At 61.9% G+C, this 19,642-nt stretch carries 20 protein-coding genes; 10 read left to right on the forward strand and 10 right to left on the reverse strand.

All coding sequences use genetic code 11. The features are described from left to right. The first annotated feature begins 69 nt into the window (after positions 1 to 69). Both hexR and ACF8K2_RS21070 read left to right on the forward strand, forming a co-directional pair. Entirely contained in the window at positions 70 to 936 is an 867-nt protein-coding gene (gene hexR / locus ACF8K2_RS21065; protein ID WP_186553073.1) for a transcriptional regulator HexR, read from the forward strand. Between the two features lie 159 nt (positions 937 to 1,095). After that, positions 1,096 to 1,314, forward strand: a complete 219-nt coding sequence (locus tag ACF8K2_RS21070) for a PA3496 family putative envelope integrity protein (protein ID WP_186553072.1) — start codon at positions 1,096 to 1,098, stop codon at positions 1,312 to 1,314. On the opposite strand, the gene ACF8K2_RS21075 is transcribed toward ACF8K2_RS21070, so the two are convergent. Beyond that, a complete protein-coding gene (locus tag ACF8K2_RS21075; protein WP_186553071.1) occupies positions 1,256 to 2,218 on the reverse strand; it encodes a LysR family transcriptional regulator in 963 nt (320 codons plus the stop codon). The genes ACF8K2_RS21070 and ACF8K2_RS21075 overlap by 59 nt on opposite strands. A 189-nt stretch (positions 2,219 to 2,407) precedes the next feature. On the opposite strand from ACF8K2_RS21075, the gene ACF8K2_RS21080 reads away from it, so the two are divergent. Next, positions 2,408 to 3,823, forward strand: a complete 1,416-nt coding sequence (locus ACF8K2_RS21080) for an acetyl-CoA carboxylase biotin carboxylase subunit (protein WP_186553070.1) — start codon at positions 2,408 to 2,410, stop codon at positions 3,821 to 3,823. Between the two features lie 11 nt (positions 3,824 to 3,834). After that, entirely contained in the window at positions 3,835 to 5,643 is a 1,809-nt protein-coding gene (gene oadA / locus ACF8K2_RS21085; RefSeq protein ID WP_186553069.1) for a sodium-extruding oxaloacetate decarboxylase subunit alpha, read from the forward strand. Between the two features lie 137 nt (positions 5,644 to 5,780). Here oadA and ACF8K2_RS21090 read toward each other — a convergent pair whose 3' ends face one another. Genes ACF8K2_RS21090 through ACF8K2_RS21100 form a run of 3 tightly spaced genes read right to left on the reverse strand, consistent with a single transcriptional unit; the run spans position 5,781 to position 7,561 of the window. Next, on the reverse strand, positions 5,781 to 6,458 hold the full coding sequence (locus ACF8K2_RS21090; protein ID WP_312151846.1) for a GNAT family protein: 678 nt from the start codon (positions 6,456 to 6,458) through the stop codon (positions 5,781 to 5,783). Positions 6,459 to 6,472: 14 nt separating this feature from the next. Next, entirely contained in the window at positions 6,473 to 6,919 is a 447-nt protein-coding gene (locus tag ACF8K2_RS21095) for a GNAT family N-acetyltransferase (protein ID WP_312151844.1), read from the reverse strand. 12 nt (positions 6,920 to 6,931) lie between these two features. Further along, entirely contained in the window at positions 6,932 to 7,561 is a 630-nt protein-coding gene (locus tag ACF8K2_RS21100) for an FMN-binding negative transcriptional regulator (protein ID WP_392467425.1), read from the reverse strand. Positions 7,562 to 7,650: 89 nt separating this feature from the next. On the opposite strand from ACF8K2_RS21100, the gene ACF8K2_RS21105 reads away from it, so the two are divergent. Further along, entirely contained in the window at positions 7,651 to 9,177 is a 1,527-nt protein-coding gene (locus ACF8K2_RS21105) for a PLP-dependent aminotransferase family protein (protein ID WP_392467427.1), read from the forward strand. Positions 9,178 to 9,300: 123 nt separating this feature from the next. Here ACF8K2_RS21105 and ACF8K2_RS21110 read toward each other — a convergent pair whose 3' ends face one another. The 4 genes from ACF8K2_RS21110 to aspA form a co-directional block, all read right to left on the reverse strand. After that, complete coding sequence (locus tag ACF8K2_RS21110; RefSeq protein WP_186553064.1) at positions 9,301 to 10,404, reverse strand: polyamine ABC transporter substrate-binding protein; 1,104 nt, start codon at positions 10,402 to 10,404, stop codon at positions 9,301 to 9,303. Then, positions 10,401 to 11,447: a histone deacetylase family protein gene (locus ACF8K2_RS21115; RefSeq protein WP_312151839.1), complete on the reverse strand. Its 1,047-nt coding sequence runs from the start codon at positions 11,445 to 11,447 to the stop codon at positions 10,401 to 10,403. Before ACF8K2_RS21115 ends, ACF8K2_RS21110 begins: the two co-directional genes overlap by 4 nt. Positions 11,448 to 11,718: 271 nt before the next feature. Then, positions 11,719 to 12,711, reverse strand: a complete 993-nt coding sequence (locus ACF8K2_RS21120; RefSeq protein WP_186553062.1) for an AraC family transcriptional regulator — start codon at positions 12,709 to 12,711, stop codon at positions 11,719 to 11,721. Positions 12,712 to 12,874: 163 nt separating this feature from the next. Next, the gene (gene aspA, locus ACF8K2_RS21125) at positions 12,875 to 14,299 is read right to left on the reverse strand and encodes an aspartate ammonia-lyase (RefSeq protein WP_186553061.1); all 1,425 of its coding nucleotides are present in this window, start codon (positions 14,297 to 14,299) and stop codon (positions 12,875 to 12,877) included. Between the two features lie 180 nt (positions 14,300 to 14,479). Between aspA and ACF8K2_RS21130 the strand changes: the two genes are divergently transcribed. The 5 genes from ACF8K2_RS21130 to ACF8K2_RS21150 all read left to right on the forward strand — a co-directional run bounded on the left by ACF8K2_RS21130 (position 14,480) and on the right by ACF8K2_RS21150 (position 18,091). Beyond that, positions 14,480 to 15,409 carry a LysR substrate-binding domain-containing protein gene (locus ACF8K2_RS21130; protein ID WP_186553060.1) on the forward strand — a complete coding sequence of 310 codons (930 nt, stop codon included), beginning with the start codon at positions 14,480 to 14,482 and terminating at the stop codon, positions 15,407 to 15,409. A gap of 172 nt (positions 15,410 to 15,581) precedes the next feature. After that, positions 15,582 to 16,073 (forward strand): 5-(carboxyamino)imidazole ribonucleotide mutase, encoded by a 492-nt coding sequence (gene purE, locus ACF8K2_RS21135; RefSeq protein WP_264234062.1) that lies wholly within the window; start codon positions 15,582 to 15,584, stop codon positions 16,071 to 16,073. Positions 16,074 to 16,083: 10 nt separating this feature from the next. Further along, positions 16,084 to 17,166, forward strand: a complete 1,083-nt coding sequence (locus tag ACF8K2_RS21140) for a 5-(carboxyamino)imidazole ribonucleotide synthase (RefSeq protein WP_186553058.1) — start codon at positions 16,084 to 16,086, stop codon at positions 17,164 to 17,166. Between the two features lie 96 nt (positions 17,167 to 17,262). After that, a complete protein-coding gene (locus ACF8K2_RS21145; RefSeq protein ID WP_119137131.1) occupies positions 17,263 to 17,508 on the forward strand; it encodes a GlsB/YeaQ/YmgE family stress response membrane protein in 246 nt (81 codons plus the stop codon). A gap of 49 nt (positions 17,509 to 17,557) precedes the next feature. Continuing rightward, complete coding sequence (locus ACF8K2_RS21150; protein ID WP_392467431.1) at positions 17,558 to 18,091, forward strand: DUF3299 domain-containing protein; 534 nt, start codon at positions 17,558 to 17,560, stop codon at positions 18,089 to 18,091. Positions 18,092 to 18,197: 106 nt separating this feature from the next. Here the strand turns inward: ACF8K2_RS21150 and ACF8K2_RS21155 are convergent, their stop codons facing one another. Beyond that, on the reverse strand, positions 18,198 to 19,094 hold the full coding sequence (locus tag ACF8K2_RS21155) for a D-hexose-6-phosphate mutarotase (protein WP_186553056.1): 897 nt from the start codon (positions 19,092 to 19,094) through the stop codon (positions 18,198 to 18,200). A 70-nt stretch (positions 19,095 to 19,164) separates the two neighbouring features. Continuing rightward, on the reverse strand, positions 19,165 to 19,563 hold the full coding sequence (locus ACF8K2_RS21160; protein WP_003253317.1) for an acyl-CoA thioesterase: 399 nt from the start codon (positions 19,561 to 19,563) through the stop codon (positions 19,165 to 19,167). Positions 19,564 to 19,642: the final 79 nt, after the last annotated feature.

Here is a 19,642-nt window from a genome sequence, read left to right on the forward strand (position 1 = left end):
TCGCCGGTCATGTAGTATAACTACAAGAAAGCTACATCCCGGCCAGCCGATCATAACCGAGTCCAGCCCGTGAATCTGTTGCAACATATCGCCCAATCGCGCCATCTGCTGCGCAAATCGGAACTGAAAGTGGCTGACCATGTGCTACTTGATCCGGCTGCCGTCATGCACAGTTCCATGGCGGATCTGGCGCATAACGTCGGTATCAGCGAGCCGACCATCGTGCGTTTCTGCCGGGCGATTGGCTGCTCTGGGTTTCAGGACCTCAAGCTCAAGCTGGCGCAAAGCCTGGCCGCTGGCGCCAGCTTCGGCCAATTCGCGATCCATGAAGACGACTCGGTCGCCGACTACAGCCTGAAGATCTTCGACACCACCCTGCACACCTTGATGGAAGTGCGCGAGCATCTCGATCCGCACGCGCTGCAGCAGGCGGTAACGGCCATGGCCCATGCCCAGCGCGTGGAGTTCTATGGTTTTGGCGCGTCGGGTGCGGTGGCTGCCGATGCCCAGCACAAGTTCTTCCGCCTGCTGCTCAGCGCGGCGGCCTATTCCGACCCGCACATGCAGGCGATGTCGGCGGTGACCTTGAAGCCTGGCGATGTGGCGGTGTGTATCTCTCAGTCGGGGCGTTCCAAGGATCTGTTGATCACGGCCAACCTGGTGCGTGAGAGCGGCGCAAACCTGATTACCCTGTGCCCGAGCCAGACGCCGTTGGCCGAGTTGTCCACGGTAAATCTGGCGATCGATGTGCATGAAGACACCGAGATCTACACCCCGCTGACTTCGCGCATCGCTCACCTGGTGGTCATCGACGTGCTGGCCATGGGCGTGGCCATGGCGCGTGGGCCGAGCCTGGTCAATCACCTCAAGAGCGTCAAGCGCAGCTTGCGCAGCCTGAGGTTGTCGCCCAAGTCGATCAAGGCCATGGACGATTGATTCAGGGTGCCGGTGGCGGTTTCATCGCGGGGCAAGCCCGCTCCCACGTGAGACCGGCACTGACACTGCAAATTTCATCGATCTGTCACCCTTTGGCAGCGAAATCGTAAAATCTTCGAGCCAGTCTGAAACTCCCGCACTCGATCAGGGAGACAGGCAATGGCTCGTGACTTCGATGGCTCGTACCAACCCAACGCCAAGGCTCGCAAGCAAGCTGAGAAAGATCAGCGCCGGATGGAGTTTCGCCGCGCGATCGAAAGCTACTCCGAGCAACGTCAATTGCTGCGCGAAATCGCCGATTATCCCGAACTGAGGGAGATCACCGTGTGGCAGGTATCGGCGGCAGCTTCCCCGAAAAACGCTCCACAAGCGCGCTGATCATCGCACGTTCGCTGCGAATGAACGCCAGAAATGCCAAGGCCACCGGCGACTGCCGCTTGGCCTTGGACTGCACCACGCACCAGCTGCGGTACAGCGGCAGTTCCTCGACCGGCAACTCCTTGAGCACTCCGGTGGCCAATTCCATGTTCACCGCGTGTCGCGTCAGCAGGGCAACTCCCAAGCCTGCGATCACGCACTCGCGCTGGGCATCGGCGGAGGCCACTTCGAGGGTCTGGGTGAAGTGCACGCGCTTGTCCTTGAAGTACTCCTCGCAGGCCTTGCGCGTACCCGAACCCTGTTCACGGATCAGCAGGGTATGAGGTTCCAGGTCCTGCAGGCGCAGCTGTTCAAGTTTGCACAGCGGATGATCCGGCGGCGCCACGGCAATGATCGGATTGTTCAGGAATGGCAAGAACTCCAGGCCCATGTCCTGCGGCACCATGGACATGATGATCAGGTCGTCGCGGTTATCCGAAAGGCGCCGAATGGCCTGGGCGCGGTTGACCACCGTCAGGGTCAGGTTGACCTCCGGGTGACGCTGCTTGAAGGCGGCGAACAGGTGTGGCACGAAGTACTTGGCGCTGGACTCGATCGCCAGCTTCAGCTGCCCTTGCAGTGAACCCTGCATGTCCGACAGCTGCATATCGAGGTTCTCCAGCCGTCCGAAGATATCCCGGCTGGCGCGCTGCAAGGCCTCGGCCGCTTCGGTGAGGTAGAGTTTCTTGCCGACATATTCGAACAGTGGCTGACCGACCAGCTCTTCAAGCTGGCGGATCTGTAGACTAACGGCGGGTTGCGTCAGCGCCATCTCCTCGGCGGCCCGGCTGTAAGAACGCAAATCGCACACCTCATTGAAAATCTGCAATTGACGCAATGTCATACGCATCAATGACTTACGCATTTTTCTACGGGCTCCGGCAAAACCTTGTTACGTGACTATAAGCTTTTGCTAATGCTGCCCCTAATAAATATTGATTTTTGTTTATCGTCCTTCAGCGCTAGGGTGAATATGCGACTGGCCAACTGCATCTGGTCACGCGCCGACCGGTAGAACCGGATCGTATGTTCCATCGGCTTTGGGAAGACTCCAGTGATAAAAAAAATCCTGATCGCCAACCGGGGTGAAATCGCAGTTCGGATCGTGCGTGCCTGCGCTGAAATGGGCATTCGCTCGGTGGCGATCTTTTCCGACGCCGACCGGCATGCCTTGCACGTCAAGCGCGCCGACGAGGCCTACAGCATTGGTGCCGAGCCACTGGCCGGCTATTTGAACCCGCGCAAGCTGGTCAACCTGGCTGTGGAAACCGGCTGTGATGCCTTGCATCCTGGCTACGGTTTCCTTTCGGAAAACGCCGAACTGGCAGAAATCTGCGCCGAGCGCGGGATCAAGTTCATCGGCCCGTCCGCCGACGTCATTCGCCGCATGGGCGACAAGACCGAAGCGCGCCGCACCATGATCCAGGCCGGGGTGCCCGTGACCCCAGGTACCGAAGGCAACGTGGCGGATATCCACGAAGCCTTGAGTGAAGGCGAGCGTATTGGCTACCCGGTCATGCTCAAGGCCACCTCCGGTGGCGGCGGCCGTGGTATTCGTCGCTGCAACAGCCGTGAGGAGCTGGAGCAAGCCTTCCCCCGGGTGATCTCCGAAGCGACCAAGGCGTTCGGCTCGGCCGAAGTGTTCCTGGAAAAGTGCATCGTCAATCCCAAGCACATCGAGGCGCAGATCCTGGGTGACAGCTTTGGCAATGTGGTGCACCTGTTCGAGCGTGATTGCTCGATCCAGCGCCGCAACCAGAAGCTCATCGAGATCGCCCCAAGCCCACAGCTGACTCCTGAGCAGCGCGCCTACATCGGCGACCTGGCGGTACGTGCGGCCAAGGCGGTGGACTACGAGAACGCCGGTACCGTGGAATTCCTGCTCGCCGATGGCGAGGTGTACTTCATGGAGATGAACACCCGGGTTCAGGTGGAACACACCATCACTGAAGAAATCACCGGCATCGACGTGGTCCGTGAGCAGATTCGCATCGCCTCCGGCCTGCCACTGTCGGTCAAGCAGGAAGACATCCAGCATCGCGGCTATGCATTGCAGTTCCGCATCAATGCCGAAGACCCGAAAAACAACTTCCTCCCCAGCTTCGGCAAGATCACCCGTTACTACGCACCGGGCGGCCCAGGCGTGCGTACCGACACGGCGATCTATACCGGCTACACCATTCCGCCGTTCTACGACTCGATGTGCCTGAAACTGGTGGTCTGGGCGTTGACCTGGGAAGAGGCCATGGACCGCGGCCTGCGGGCCCTGGACGACATGCGCGTACAGGGGGTCAAGACCACCGCCGCGTACTACCAGGAAATCCTGCGTAATCCGGAATTCCGTAGCGGCCAGTTCAATACCAGCTTCGTTGAAAGCCACCCAGAACTGACCAACTACTCGATCAAGCGCAAACCCGAAGAGCTGGCCCTGGCCATCGCCGCCGCCATCGCCGCCCACGCAGGCCTGTGAGGAACCCCATAATGTCCAAGAAAATTCACGTAACCGACACGATCCTGCGCGACGCCCACCAGTCCCTGCTGGCCACCCGCATGCGCACCGAAGACATGCTGCCGATCTGCGAAAAGCTCGACAAGGTCGGCTACTGGTCGCTGGAAGTGTGGGGCGGCGCCACCTTCGACGCCTGCGTGCGCTTCCTCAAGGAAGACCCGTGGGAGCGCCTGCGCAAACTGCGTGCGGCACTGCCCAACACCCGCCTGCAGATGCTCCTGCGCGGGCAGAACCTGCTCGGCTATCGCCACTACAGCGATGATGTGGTCAAAGCCTTCGTGGCCAAGGCGGCGGTCAACGGCATCGACGTATTCCGCATCTTCGATGCGATGAACGACGTGCGTAACCTGCGCGTGGCCATCGAAGCGGTCAAGGCTGCCGGCAAGCACGCCCAGGGCACCATCGCCTACACCACCAGCCCGGTGCACACCATCGATGCCTTCGTTGCCCAGGCCAAGCAGATGGAAGCCATGGGTTGCGACTCGGTGGCAATCAAGGACATGGCCGGCCTGCTGACCCCATACGCCACCGGCGAGCTGGTCAAGGCGCTGAAGGCCGAGCAGTCGCTGCCGGTGTTCATCCACTCGCACGACACCGCCGGCCTGGCAGCCATGTGCCAGCTCAAGGCGGTAGAAAACGGCGCCGACCACATCGACACCGCCATCTCCAGCTTCGCCTGGGGCACCAGCCACCCAGGCACCGAGTCGATGGTCGCCGCGCTCAAGGGCAGCGAGTTCGATACCGGTCTGGATCTGGAACTGCTGCAGGAAATCGGCCTGTACTTCTACGCGGTGCGTAAGAAGTACCACCAGTTCGAGAGCGAATTCACTGCGGTGGACACTCGCGTGCAGGTCAACCAGGTGCCTGGTGGGATGATTTCCAACCTGGCCAACCAGCTCAAGGAGCAGGGCGCCCTCAACCGCATGAACGAAGTGCTGGCGGAAATCCCACGGGTGCGTGAAGACCTCGGCTTCCCGCCGCTGGTCACCCCGACTTCGCAGATCGTCGGTACCCAGGCGTTCTTCAACGTGCTGGCCGGCGAGCGCTACAAGACCATCACCAACGAGGTGAAGCTGTACCTGCAAGGCGGTTACGGCAAAGCGCCAGGCGTGGTCAACGAGCAGCTGCGCCGTCAGGCGATCGGCAGCGAAGAGGTGATCGACGTCCGCCCAGCCGATCTGCTCAAACCAGAAATGACCAAGCTGCGTGCCGACATCGGTGCCCTGGCCCATAGCGAAGAGGACGTACTGACCTTCGCCATGTTCCCGGACATTGGCCGCAAGTTCCTCGAAGAGCGTGAAGCCGGCAGCCTCAAGCCTGAAGAGCTGCTGCCAATCCCTGAAGCGGGCGCTGCTGCGTCGGTGGGCGGCGAGGGCGTACCGACCGAGTTCGTCATCGACGTACACGGCGAGACCTACCGCGTCGACATCACTGGTGTCGGCGTCAAGGCCGAAGGCAAGCGGCACTTCTATCTGTCGATCGATGGCATGCCGGAAGAAGTGGTGTTCGAACCGCTCAACGACTTCGTTGGCGGTGGCGGCAGCAAGCGCAAGCAGGCGAGTGGTCCGGGCCACGTCAGCACCACCATGCCAGGCAACATCGTCGATGTGCTGGTCAAGGAAGGTGATGTGGTCAAGGCGGGTCAGGCGGTACTGATCACCGAAGCGATGAAGATGGAGACCGAAGTGCAAGCGGCCATCGCAGGCAAAGTCGTCGCCATTCATGTGGCTAAAGGTGACCGGGTAACCCCGGGCGAGATCCTGATCGAGATCGAAGGCTGAGCCCAGCCTTCATCTACAAGCGGTTAACCTCATTGGGGAGCGATAGCTCCCCTTTTTTTGTGTGCTTGACCGCTATCGCGGGGCAAGCCTACCCGTGGGAGTGGGCTTTCCCCGCGATAGCGGTGGTACTGACAGCCTCACTTCACCTGTGCACGACACGCTTGCAGTGATTCCACCTGCCCTTGGGCCGGTTGGTTGTCCTCGCTCAACCACCGTTCAAACCCCGCCGCCACCGCCGGCCACTCTTGATCGGTAATCGAATACCAGGCCGTATCGCGGTTCTGCCCCTTGATCACCATGTGATTGCGGAACACCCCCTCGTAGGTAAAGCCAAAGCGCTCTGCTGCCCGCTTGGAACGGGCGTTGGCGTTGTTGCACTTCCACTCCAGGCGACGATTGCCCAACTCAAAACCCAGCTTGCCCAGCAAATACACCGCTTCAGTACCCTTCGGTGTGCGCTGCATGGCTGCACCAAAGGCGATGTGGCCGATCTCGATGCGGCCATGCTCGGGCACGATCGACATCAGGCTGAGAATGCCCTGTACCTGGCCGTTGGTGCGGTCGATGACGCTATAGAACAGCGGGTCGCGGCTGGCCGCGTTGCCCTCCAGCCAACGATCGAAGGCGGCGCGCTCGGCAAATGGACCGTATGGCAGGTAGTTCCATAGCACCGGGTCAGACTCGGGGCCTTGCAGCACTTCCCACAGGTCTTCGCCATGGCGTGTCGGATCAAGCTTTTCCAGGCGAATGAACCGCCCCTCGATGGGCTCGGCCTGAGGAACGATAGCGGGCTTCCATTGCGACAGCTGACTCATATGTGGCTCCTGTCTTACAGCGCTTTGCGAAATTGGATGAAGCCCGGACGTTCCGCGACCTGCTCGTAGAGGCTGATGGCGGTAGCGTTGGTCTCGTGAGTCAGCCAGTGCACCTTGATGCAGCCAGCGGCCTTGGCTGTGGCATAGACCTGTTCGATCAACTGGCGGCCCACACCTAGGCCACGCTGATCTGCGTCTACGTACAGATCCTGCAGGTAGCAGGAATTTTCGATGCTCCAGTTGGAACGATGATAGATCCAGTTGACCATGCCCACCGCCTTGCCATCGACCCAGGCCAGCGCTGAATGGGTGGGCTCCTGCGGGTCGAGCAGGCGTTGCCAGGTTACCGCGCTGACCTCGGCGGGCAGCTCGGTCTGGTAGAAGCGCAGATAGGCTTGCCACAGAGGCAGCCAGGCAGCGTGGTCGTTGGCGTTGACCGGGCGGATGGTGACGGTGGGCATGGGGCTATTCCTTCAGAGTGGGCGCATGTGCGCGGCAAGTTGTTGGTCCTGATGATCGGCGCTGCTGGCCAAGCCTTCGCGCACGCCTGCGATGTCCTCGGCCGAGCGGTTCTGACTGAGCTTGCGCGCACCTTGCAGGCGGGTGATGGGCAAGCGGAAACCGACAATCGCGCGCAGCATGCCGTCGATGTAGTCACTGGGCGCGTCACTGACACTCCACGGCTCGCTGCGCCCTTGCTCATGCAGGTCGCTCAGGCGGCTGACGATCTCCAGCAGGCCGGCTGCATCGTGGATCACTTGAGCGCAGCCATAGGCATGCACGGCCAGGTAGTTCCAGGTGGGGACCACCTTGTGGTGCTCGGCCTTGCTTGGGTAGAAGCTCGGGCTGACGTAGGCGTCGGGGCCGGCGAACACCACTAGCGCTTCGCCGCCTTGCTCCAGCGCCTGCCATTGCGTGTTGGCCTTGGCCAAGTGGCCGTAGACGGTGCCGAACTCGCCTTCGCCTGTGTCGATCAGCACCGGCAGGTGGCTGGCGAGCAAGCCTTGCTCGCCATGCGTCACCAGCACGGCCAGGCGGGTTTCCAGCATCTGCTGGTGCAGGCGCCCAAGGTCGTGCTCCTGATGGGGTTTGCTGTTGTACATGGCAGGTTCCTTGTCGAATTGCCCCATCCTAGGCAGGCTATTGGTCTAGGTTAAGAGCCATTCAAGGCAGATTTGATAGGTCCAATCCCATGAGCGATCGCCCCATCGTGTTGCCCTTCGACCCTGCTGGGATCGTCCTCGACCAGCGTCGCGGCCTGAGCCAGCAGCTCTACCAGGCTTTGCGCGCGCGGGTGCTGGATGGGCGCCTGAGCAGCGGCACACGGCTGCCGGCCACCCGCGATCTGGCCAGTATGTTGGCGCTTTCGCGCAACAGCGTAGTGCGTGCCTACGACCAGTTGTATGCCGAGGGGTACATCGAAAGCCGGGTAGGGGACGGCACCTATGTAAGCCAGCTGCCAAAACTATCCACACAACTGTCCACAGGGTTATCCCGTGGGTTATCAACAGGTTTATCCACATTTCCTGTGTCTGATACTGTGGATTTGTCCAGCAGTGACCGCTCCAGCGAGCCTCTTGAGCGTCTGAAAAATCATCATTTGCCTGCGCCCAGAAGCGGTCCACCGCGGGCGTTTCGGGTGGGTATCCCTGCCTTCGATCTATTCCCATTCGACGTGTGGGCCAAGCTGCAAGCGGGTTTCTGGCGAAATCCAGAGCCTGCGCAGCTAGGCTATGGCGACCCGGCAGGAGAGCCTCAGCTGCGTGAACTGATTGCCGCCTACCTGCGCCGCTCCAGGGGCATGTCGTGCAGCGCTGGACAAATTGTGATCACCAGTGGCGCACAGGAGGCCATCAGCCTTTGTGCACAGCTGCTATTGCAGCCTGGCGAGGCGGTGGCTGTGGAAAACCCAGGGTATCGCGCCGCTGGGCACGCCTTTGCCATCGCCGGTGGGCGAGTGCGTGGGGTGCCAGTGGATGACGAGGGGCTCGATTGCGCCAAGCTCGCACAACTGGCTGATTGTCGTTTGGCCTATGTAACGCCGGCTCATCAGTACCCCACAGGGGTGACCATGAGCCTGGCCCGGCGTTTGTCGCTGCTGGCCTGGGCCGAGCGCCAGGATGGCTGGATCATCGAGGACGACTACGACGGTGAGTACCGCTACAGCGGCGCGCCGCTGGCGCCGTTGGCGGCACTCGATCGGCAGGGGCGGGTGCTGTACGTCGGCACCTTCGGCAAGATTGCCTTTCCCGCGCTGCGCTTGGGTTACCTGGTGTTGCCGCAGCGTTTGGTCGAGGCGTTCAGTCAGGCCCGGGCCTTGGCGGTGCGGCATTCGGAAGTGGGTACCCAGTGTGTGATGGCCCAGTTCATGGCCCAGGGACATTTTCTGCGGCATATCCGTCGCATGCGCCGGGCGGCGTTGAGCCGGCGCAATGTGCTCAAGGCCGGGTGGCCGGAGGGGGTTGCCGGCTTGGGGGCGATGCCGGAGGTGTCGGCGGGGCTGCATGTGAAAGTGGCTGTGGATAACCTTGCCCGCGAGCGTGAATTGGTCGCACAGGCCGAGGCGGTAGGGGTGGAGGTGAATCCGCTGAGTAGTTATTGGTTGGAGGACAGCGAGGTGCCTGTGGATAAGCGGGCAGGCCTGGTGCTGGGGTTTGCGGCGGTGCCGCAGGCGCAGATTGCCGATGCGTTGATGCGCTTGCGTAAGGCCTGGAGGTAGCCGGGGCTACTTTGCGGCCTATCGCGGGGCAAGCCCGCTCCCACGCAATGATCCCTAGAGCGCTTGAATCGTGGGAGCGGGCTTGCCCCGCGATGGGCTGCGTCGCAGCCCCAAAATCTCCAATCAGGTCCCGGACTTGATTCGCGTCCAAGCCCGAGTCCGCGCCCGTTCGGCATCCCGTGGCAGCGGCTTGAGCGTGTACAGCTTGGCCATAGCTTCCTCGGTCGGATACAGATTCGGGTTATTCCGAATCGCTGGGCTGACCTTCTGGGTCGCATCCTTGTTCGGATTCGGATACCCGACAAAGTCGCTGATCGGCGCAATTACCTCCGGGCGCAGCAGGTAGTTGATGAACACATGCGCATCCTCAGGATTGGCCGCGCCTTTCGGAATCGCCAGCATATCGAACCAGATCGGCGCACCTTCCTTGGGCAGGCGCATATCCACCACCACGCCATTCTTGGCATCGCGCGCGCGGTTGGCGGCTTGGGAGAAACTGCCGGAGTAGCCTACGGCCACACAGATATCGCCATTGGCGATGTCCGCCATGTACTTGGAGGAGTGGAAGTAGGTGATGTGCGGGCGAATCTTCAGCAACAGTGCTTCGGCTTTCTTGTAGTCATCCGGCTTGCCGCTATTAGGGTCCAGGCCCAGGTACTTCAACGCCAGTGGCAGGATCTCGGACGGCGAATCGAGCAGGGCCACACCACACTGCTTGAGCTTGGCGATGTTCTCTTCCTTGAAGATCAGGTCCCAGCTGTCCACCGGGGCATCGGCGCCGAGCACGGCCTTGACCTTGTCTGGGTTGAAGCCGATCAGCACGGTGCCGTACATGTAGGGCACGGCGAACTTGTTACCGGGATCGTTGGCTTCGATCAGCTTCATCAGTGCCGGGTCCAGGTGCTGCCAGTTCGGCAGCTTGCTGCGCTCCAGCGGCTGGAACACGCCAGCCTCGATCTGCTTGGCCAGGAACACGTTGGACGGCACCACCACGTCATACCCGGAGTTGCCGGTGAGCAGCTTGGCTTCCAGCGCCTCGTTGGTGTCGAAGATGTCGTAGACCAGCTTGACCTGGCTGTCCTTCTGGAAGTCGGTCAGGGTCTGCGGGGTGATGTAGTCGAACCAGTTGTAGACGCGCAGGGTGCGCTGTTCGGCATGGGCTTGCAGGGCGCCAGCGGCAAGGCCGGCGACCAGCAAGGGGGCAAACAGTCGCTTGAGTCGTTTCATGGCCTGGCTCCTGGTTGGGCGCGCTGGAAGCCCTCCAGCACATTGACCGCGTTGATGCCGATTTCCTCAACAGCGTAGCCGCCTTCCATCACGAACAAGGTCGGCTTGCCGAGGCGTGCGATGCGCTCGCCCATTTGCAGGTAGTCGGGGCTGTCGAGTTTGAACTGCGAGATCGGGTCATCCTTGAAGGTGTCCACGCCCAGGGATATCACCAGCACGTCCGCTGCATAGGCATCGATGCGCTGGCAGGCGTCTTCCAGGGCCTGGCTCCAGGCCGCCCAGTCGCTACCGGCGGGCAACGGATAATTGATGTTGCAGCCTTCACCAGCGCCCTCGCCAGTCTCGTCGGCATAGCCGAGGAAGAACGGGAACTCATCGACCGGATCGCCGTGGATCGAGGCGAAGAACACATCGTTGCGGCTGTAGAAGATGTCCTGGGTGCCGTTGCCGTGGTGGTAGTCGACGTCGAGGATCGCCACCTTGCTGTGGCCCTGGTCGAGAAACGCTTGGGCGGCGATGGCGGCGTTGTTCAGGTAGCAGTAGCCGCCCATGACTTCGCCAGCGGCGTGGTGCCCGGGTGGTCGGCACAGGGCGAACGCCGAATGGGCGCCTTGCTGGATAGCCGCCTGGGCAGTCAGCGCGACTTGCGCGGCGCTGTAGGCTGCTTGCCAGGTGCCAGCAGTGATTGGCGCGCCGGCATCGAAGCTGTAGTAGCCCAGCTCGCCGTGCAGCCCGGTGGGTTTGACCTGGCGCAGGGTGCGTGCCGGCCAGGTGAACGGCAGCAAGTCGCCGTCATGGCCCAGTGCGGCCCAGCGCGCCCAGGCGCCTTCGAAGAAGTTCAGGTAGTCGGCGCTGTGGATCCGCTGCAGCGGTGAACGGCCGAAATCGGTCGGGCCTTGGACTGGGCCCAGGTTGCGCTTTTTGACTTGATCAAGGACATGATCGGCGCGCGAGGGCATCTCGAAGCAAGGCATCAGCTTGCCATCGATCAGCTCGCAACGGCCGTGGTGCAGGCGGTGATCATCGGAATAGATCGTCAGCATTTGTTGTTCTCCGAGGGTTACTGGCGTTGGTCCATTGTCAGTGGCTGGCCGGTGGTGGAGAACGATGGTGGTGGCCAAAAGGGGATCGATGTGGCCAGGTTCGATGGCCGTTGTCGTTTGTGCTTTCGCTATCGCGGGGCAAGCCCGCTCCCACGTGAATTCCACACGAGCATTCCTCACGTGAATTCCACATGAGGATTTCCAACGAGGATTCAACGCGTGAACGCTACTGCGTGGGAGCGGGCTTGCCCCGCGATGGGGTCGCTGCCGATCAACCGCGAAAATGACTGGGCGCCACGCCGCTCCAGCGCTGGAAGGCATGGCGGAAACTGGCGGTCTCGCTGAAGCCCAAGGTCTCGGCAATCCGATAAATCGGCATTTGGTCCTCGGCCAGCAGCTGCTTGGCCCGCTCGAAGCGCAGCTCATCCAGCAGCTGTTGATAACTACTGCCCAGCGCTTGCAGATGGCGGCGCAGGGTGCGCGACGAGCAGTTCATCTGTCGCGCCAAACCTTCCAGCCCAGGCGCTGCGTCCAACTGCTGGATCAGCAACTGGCGAATCCGCCCCAGCCAGGCCTGGCGCCCGGTGAACTCAAGGTTCAACTGTCGGCAGCGCTCGCTCATGGCTTTGTGGGTCACCGGGTCGGCCAACGGCAGCGGCATGTCCAACCAGCGCCGTTCGAAGGCAAAGGCGTTGTCGCCGGCGGCAAACCCCAACGGGCAAGGGAATGCACCGCTATAAAGCGCGTGATAGCTGGGCTGGGCATGTTCGAAGCGTGCTGCCAGCAACGGCAGCGGGCGGCCGAGCAGGTCGTCGCAGATGGTTTTCAGCGACACCAGGCAGAACTCGGCATTGAAGGTCGCCAGCGCTGGGCTGTCGCGGTAATCGCTGGCGCTGAACCAGATTCGCTGGCCATCGTCGATCAGGCGAAGCTCGAAGACTGTTCCCAGTAGTGCCGGATAGCGCAGGGCCAGGCGCAGGGCGTCACCCAAAGTGGCACTGGAGAGCAAGGCGTAACCGAGCATGCCGTAGCACGACACATGCATGCGCCGGCCCAGCTCCAGGCCGATCTCCTCGCGCCGCGCCACGGCGTTGGCGCACACCTGCAATTCTTGCTGGGTGGTGATGCGCGCATCGGCATGACCCAGGTCCGCCGGGCCAATGCCGCTGCCGGCTAGCAGGCTCGACGCATCGCAGCCGCTCTCTTGGAAAACCTTGAGAATCAGCGAAACGGCGTTGAGGGTGGTCAGGTGGCTGTGCAGCATGCTCGGCAATCCCGTGGGTTGGGAAGCATTATGGAGCAAGTTGTGTGCCGGGCGTCTGTTCAGGGCCGGGATAAAAAAAGGGCCCTGAGCGTGCGCTCGGGCCCTTGAAAGGTCGAGAGGTGTCTAGTCCCTCAAACCTGGTGAGACAGGTTGCAGTCGTCGGTTACGCCTTCAGCGGCACCAGACGTGGAGCGATCATGTTTTCCGGACGCAGGATGTCGTTGAGCATCGCTTCGTCCAGCAGCTTCTCTTCGCGCACCAGTTCCAGTACGCCGCGGCCGGTTTCCAGGGCAACGCGGGCGATACGGGTGGCGTTTTCGTAGCCGATGTACGGGTTCAGGGCGGTGACCAGGCCGATCGAGTGCTCGACCAGTTCACGGCAGCGCTGTTCGTTGGCAGTGATGCCGACGATGCAGTGCTCGCGCAGCATGTCCATGGCGCGTTGCAGCAGGCGGATCGAGTCGAAGATCTTGTAGGCGATCAGCGGCTCCATCACGTTCAGCTGCAGCTGGCCACCTTCGGCGGCGACGGTCAGTGCCAGGTCGTTGCCCATGATGGCGAAGGCCACTTGGTTGACCGCTTCCGGGATTACCGGGTTGACCTTGCCTGGCATGATCGAGCTGCCTGGCTGACGCGCTGGCAGGTTGATTTCGTTGATGCCGGTGCGTGGGCCGCTGGACAGCAGGCGCAAGTCGTTGCAGATCTTCGACAGCTTGACCGCGGTACGCTTGAGCATGCCGGAGAACAGCACGAAGGCGCCCATGTCGGAGGTGGCTTCGATCAGGTCGGCAGCCGGAACCAGTGGCTGGCCGCTGATGGTCGCCAGGCGCTGTACTGCCAGCATCTGGTAGCCCGGGTCGGCGTTGATGCCGGTACCGATGGCGGTGCCACCCAGGTTGATTTCGGTGAGCAGTTCCGGCGCCAGCGAACGCAGACGGTTGAGGTCTTCGGTCATGGTGGTAGCGAAGGCGCGGAATTCCTGGCCGAGGGTCATCGGCACGGCGTCTTGCAGCTGGGTACGACCCATCTTCAGGACGTGGTCGAACTCTTTACCCTTGGCCGCGAAGGCTTGGATCAGGCTGTCGAGGCTGGCCAGCAGGGCGTCGTGACCCAGCAGCAGACCCAGGCGGATCGCGGTCGGGTAGGCGTCGTTGGTCGACTGCGCCATGTTCACGTCGTTGTTGGGGTGCAGGTACTGGTACTCACCCTTCTGGTGGCCCATGGCCTCCAGCGCGATGTTGGCGATCACTTCGTTGGCGTTCATGTTGGTAGAAGTACCAGCACCGCCTTGAATCATGTCCACCACGAACTGCTCATGGTAGTCACCGCGGATCAGACGGGCGCAAGCCTCGCTGATGGCGGCGTGCTTGGCATCGCTCAAGTGCCCCAGCTCACGGTTGGCGTCAGCAGCTGCCTGCTTGACCATCGCCAGGCCGACTACCAGTTTCGGGTAGTGCGACAGCGGAACACCGGAGAGGTGGAAGTTGTTGGCAGCGCGCAGAGTCTGGATGCCGTAGTAGGCATCGGCAGGGACTTCAAGGGTACCAAGCAGATCTTTTTCGACGCGGAACGATGCAGCGGAGGACATGATGGATATCATCTCGAGTTTGACCCGGCACCTGCCGGAATGGCGCCAATCCTAGGCCGGGGCAGATTTGTCGGCCAATGCTGTTAGACGCTAACCTATGCACAAACGGCATAGTGATTGATGTGACGTCAATTGACATTCGAGCGTGTTCCATTTTGGTGCACGCCGGGAGATGGCTTCATGAACCTCGAAAGCAAATGGCTGGAAGATTTCAGCGCGCTGGCCTCAACGCGTAGTTTTTCCCAGGCGGCGGAGCGACGTTTCGTCACCCAGCCAGCCTTCAGTCGACGCATACGCAGCCTGGAGGCGGCACTCGGGCTGACCTTGGTGAATCGTTCCCGCACGCCAATCGAACTGACCGAGGCGGGGCAGCTGTTTCTCGTCACGGCGCGTACGGTTGTCGACCAGTTGAGCGAAGTTCTACGCCATTTGCATCACCTCGAAGGTGGCCAGGGCGAGGTTATCCAGGTAGCGGCGGCGCACTCGCTGGCGTCGGGGTTTTTCCCCCGCTGGGTGGCGCAGTTGCGCAACGATGGTTTGAACATTGCCACGCGCCTGGTCGCGACCAACGTCGGTGATGCCGTGCATGCCTTGCGCGAAGGCGGCTGCGATTTGATGCTGGCCTTCTATGACCCCGATGCGGCGTTGCAGATGGATGCCGAGATCTTCCCGTCATTGCACATGGGCACTACCGAGATGCTGCCGGTGTGCGCCGTTGGCCCTGACGGCAAGCCGTTGTTCGATCTGGAGGGTGACGCCAGCGTGCCGCTGCTGGCCTACAGCGCTGGAGCATTCCTTGGGCGTTCGGTGAGCCTACTGCTGCGCCAGCGCAACCTGCGCTATACCACTGTCTATGAAACGGCGATGGCCGACAGCCTTAAAAGCATGGCCCTCGAGGGTATGGGCGTGGCCTGGGTGCCACGGCTGTCGATGCAGGGCGAACTGGCCCGCGGTGAGCTGGCCGTTTGCGGCAGCAGCGCCTGGCACGTGCCGCTGGAAATTCGCCTGTACCGCTGCGCCCTGGTGCGCAAGGCCAACGTGCGCTTGCTGTGGCGCAAGCTCGAAGGTGGCGCAGTTGACCCAAAAGTCAGCCAAACCCCCGAAAAATAAGGCCGACAGTTGGTCGCCAGGGGTGCCGGGATGCTATCGCGTTACGTTATACTGCGCGGCCCCTCGACCGGATAGATTCCGGTCATGATCAGCAAACAAGCCACGCCGGTCGTCCCGCGTGGCTTGTTGTTTTTTGACGCGCCTGCGGGCGCACAAGCGAAGAGGCTCGACGATGAGTGCACTGGTTGGCGTGATCATGGGCTCCAAGTCCGATTGGTCCACCCTTAGCCACACCGCCGATATGCTGGAAAAACTCGGCATTCCCTACGAAGTGAAGGTGGTTTCCGCCCACCGCACCCCGGATCTGCTGTTCCAGTATGCCGATGAGGCCGAAGGCCGCGGCATCGAGGTGATCATCGCCGGTGCCGGTGGCGCCGCCCACCTGCCAGGCATGTGCGCCGCCAAGACTCACCTGCCGGTGCTCGGCGTGCCAGTGCAGTCGTCGATGCTGTCGGGCGTCGACTCGCTGCTGTCGATCGTACAGATGCCAGCCGGTATTCCGGTTGCCACCCTGGCCATCGGCAAGGCTGGCGCGATCAATGCCGCACTGCTGTCGGCGAGCATTCTCGGTGCCAAGCACCCGCAGTTCCACGCGGCGCTCAAGCAGTTCCGCACGGAGCAGACCGAAACCGTCCTGGACAATCCTGACCCGCGTCAGGCTTGAGGCTTACGACATGAAGATCGGTGTAATCGGTGGCGGCCAGTTGGGCCGCATGCTGGCCCTGGCGGGCACTCCGCTGGGCATGAACTTCGCTTTCCTCGACCCGGCGCCGGACGCTTGCGCCGCGCCATTGGGCGAGCACCTGCGTGCCGACTACGGCGACCAGGACCATCTGCGCCAGTTGGCCGACGAAGTCGACCTGGTCACCTTCGAGTTCGAAAGCGTCCCGGCCGAGACCGTGGCCTTCCTCTCGCAGTTCGTCCCGGTGTACCCGAGCGCCGAAGCGCTGCGCATCGCCCGTGACCGCCTGTTCGAAAAGAGCATGTTCCGCGACCTGGGCATCCCCACCCCGGCGTTCGCCGACATCCTGTCCCAGGCGGACCTCGATGCGGCAGTCGCCAGCATTGGCCTGCCAGCTGTGCTCAAGACCCGCACCCTGGGTTACGACGGCAAGGGCCAGAAGGTGCTGCGCAGCGCTGAAGACGTGGTCGGCACTTTTGCCGAACTGGGCAGCGTGCCATGCCTGCTGGAAGGCTTCGTGCCGTTCACGGGCGAAGTGTCGCTGGTGGCCGTGCGTGGCCGCGATGGCGAAACCCGCTTCTACCCGTTGGTGCACAACACCCACGAGAGCGGCATCCTGCGCTTGTCGGTGGCCAGCGAAGACCACCCGCTGCAGTCGCTGGCTGAAGACTACGTCGGTCGTGTGCTCAAGCAGCTCGACTATGTTGGCGTGATGGCATTCGAGTTCTTCGAGGTCGACGGTGGCCTGAAAGCCAACGAAATCGCCCCACGCGTGCACAACTCGGGGCACTGGACCATCGAAGGCGCCGAGTGCAGCCAGTTCCAGAACCACCTGCGCGCCATTGCCGGCTTGCCGCTGGGCTCGACTGCCAAGGTCGGCGAGAGCGCCATGCTCAACTTCATCGGCGAAGTGCCGGCAGTGGACAAGATCGTCGCCCTCGACGACTGCCACCTGCACCACTATGGCAAGGCCTTCAAGGTTGGCCGCAAGGTCGGTCACGCCACCCTGCGTTGCTCGGACATGGCCACCCTGCAAGACAAGATCGCCGAAGTTGAGGCGTTGATCGCCGGCTGATTGAACCTCTGTGGCCAGCAAGGCCTCTGAAATGGCAACAAGCCAAAGCGCTGACTAGGCTTTGGCTTGTTTCATCTTCATATCAGAGGGATTGCCATGGGCATCATTGGAACCATCTTCATCGGCCTGATCGTCGGCCTGCTGGCCCGCTTCCTCAAGCCTGGGGACGACAGCATGGGCTGGATCATGACCATCCTGCTGGGTATCGCCGGCTCCCTGCTGGCCACCTATGGCGGCCAGGCATTGGGCATCTACCAGGCCGGGCAAGCGGCAGGCTTCTTCGGCGCACTGGTTGGCGCCGTCGTGCTCCTGGTGATCTACGGTCTGATCAAGAAACGCTGATTCCAGATAGAATGCCCGGCAATTCCACCTGAGTTGCCGGGCATTTTTTATGCGTGCGTTTTTCCTTATCCCGATGTTGCTGGTAGCTAGCCTGGCTCACGCCGAACTGCCTGAAACCGACTGGCTCGAACTGATGCCCAAGTCGGACCAGAAGGCGCTGGAGCTGATGCCGGAAATCGATCACAACTCGCCGGAAGCTATGGGCACCTTCACCGACAAGGGCGGCCTCAAGCAGAGCAAAGGCTTGCCGGCGGTGATGTACTCGACCAAGACCGTAGCGGCGATGAATGGTAAACAGATTCGCCTGGGTGGGTATCCGGTGCCGCTGGAGAGCGATGCCAAGGGCAACAGCACATTGTTCTTCCTGGTGCCGTATCCAGGGGCCTGCATCCACGTGCCGCCGCCGCCGCCCAACCAGCTGGTGCTGGTGCGCTATCCGCACGGGTTGAAGATCGATGACATCTATACGCCGCTGTGGGTCAGCGGGACGTTGAAGGTGGAAACCGTCAGCAATGACCTAGCGGATGCGGCGTATGCGCTGGATGCAGGGCAGGTGAGGGTGGTGGAGGATGCCGACCTCTGATGGTATCTGGGCCGGCCTCATCGCGGGGCAAGCCCTCTCCCACGCAGCCCACGTCATCAGGAGGCTGGCGTGGGAGAGGGCTTGCCCCGCGATGAGGTCGGTCAGATCAGAGCGCCTCGCTGCCAATCACCACGCTTAGGGCATGACTCGCCCCAGGCCTGAGCACCACCACATCATCCCAGACATTCGCCGTCTCGATGCACAGCATCCGCTGCCAGCCATCATCGGCCATGTCCGCCAGCTCCTTGGCTCGCTCGGTCCACGGGTTCCAGATCACTGCCGAGCGCGAGCCGCTGCTGGCCAGGGTAATCCGTCGATTCCAGTGCGGGTCGACAATGCTCAAGCGCTCAGGGGTGTGCAGATAGATCCGGTCGGTCTCCCCGGCAAAGCCCAGCGCGCCGGTTTGCGTGCGCTGCTGCCAATCGGCCAGGGTCTCGATGTAGTCCAGCCCCTGCACACCCTCAACGCGCGCCTGGCGTACGTCGCTGACGGCGAAGTAGCTGTGCAGGGCCTGGCTGATGGTCACGCTGTCGTTGCCCAGGTTGTAGCTGGTCAGGGTCACGCGCAATTGCTCACCCAGTTCGATCAGCAGCTTCAACTCGACCTCATGCGCCCAGCCGGGCAGATCGCCTTGCGCCTCGGGCAGTTCGAACTCGATCTGAAGGTTGGCGCCGACCTCTTCGACCCTGCGCAATTGCCAGTCGCGTCCGCGCGCCAACCCGTGGGCCGGAGCCTGGTCGCCTTTATACATGGCTTGGACGGATTCGGGGTTGCGCTGCAAGTTGCCAAACCACGGCCAGCACACCGGTACCCCGGCGCGCACGGATTTACCCTGGCGGAAGATTGCCTGGTCGCTCAGCCACAGCAACGGCGGCTCGCCGATTCGCTGATAGCTGAGGATCTGCGCGCCTTGCTGGGCGATCAGTAGTTCGGCATGAGCGCTGCTGATACGCCAGCAATTGAGCTCGCCGTGGAGCTCGGTTTCGACCTTGAAATTAGCCATACGCTTGTCTCGTTGATTGCATGTAGGCCTTGGACCTTTTGCCTTGCAACGAGTTTACCGCCAGCCAGGCTCAGCGACGAGGCACAGAACGGGTACGGCCACTGCCATCGATGGCGACGAACACGAACACCGCTTCGGTGACCTTGCGCCATTCGCTGGACAGCGGATCGTCGCTCCACACTTCGACCATCATCTGGATCGAGCTGCGGCCGATTTCCAGAGTCTGGGTATAGAAGGACAGTTGTGCGCCTACCGCTACCGGGACCAGGAAGGCCATGCGGTCGATCGCCACGGTGGCCACCCGGCCGCCTGCGACACGGCTGGCCATGGCGGTGCCGGCCAGGTCCATCTGCGCGACCAGCCAGCCACCGAAGATGTCACCAAAGCCGTTGGTTTCGCGGGGTAACGCAGTAATTTGCAAGGCCAGGTCGCCCTGCGGGATAGGATCTTCTTGTTCGAGCTCAATCATGCCGTGGGGCCTCTGACCCGTGACGCTTCGTTGGTTGGCGCAATGAAGGACGCCGAGAAATCGATTCAGCTAAAAACAT

Origin of the sequence: Pseudomonas sp. xss_2 (genome assembly GCF_043104195.1) — a bacterium.
GTDB classification, from domain to species: Bacteria; Pseudomonadota; Gammaproteobacteria; order Pseudomonadales; family Pseudomonadaceae; genus Aquipseudomonas; species Aquipseudomonas urmiensis.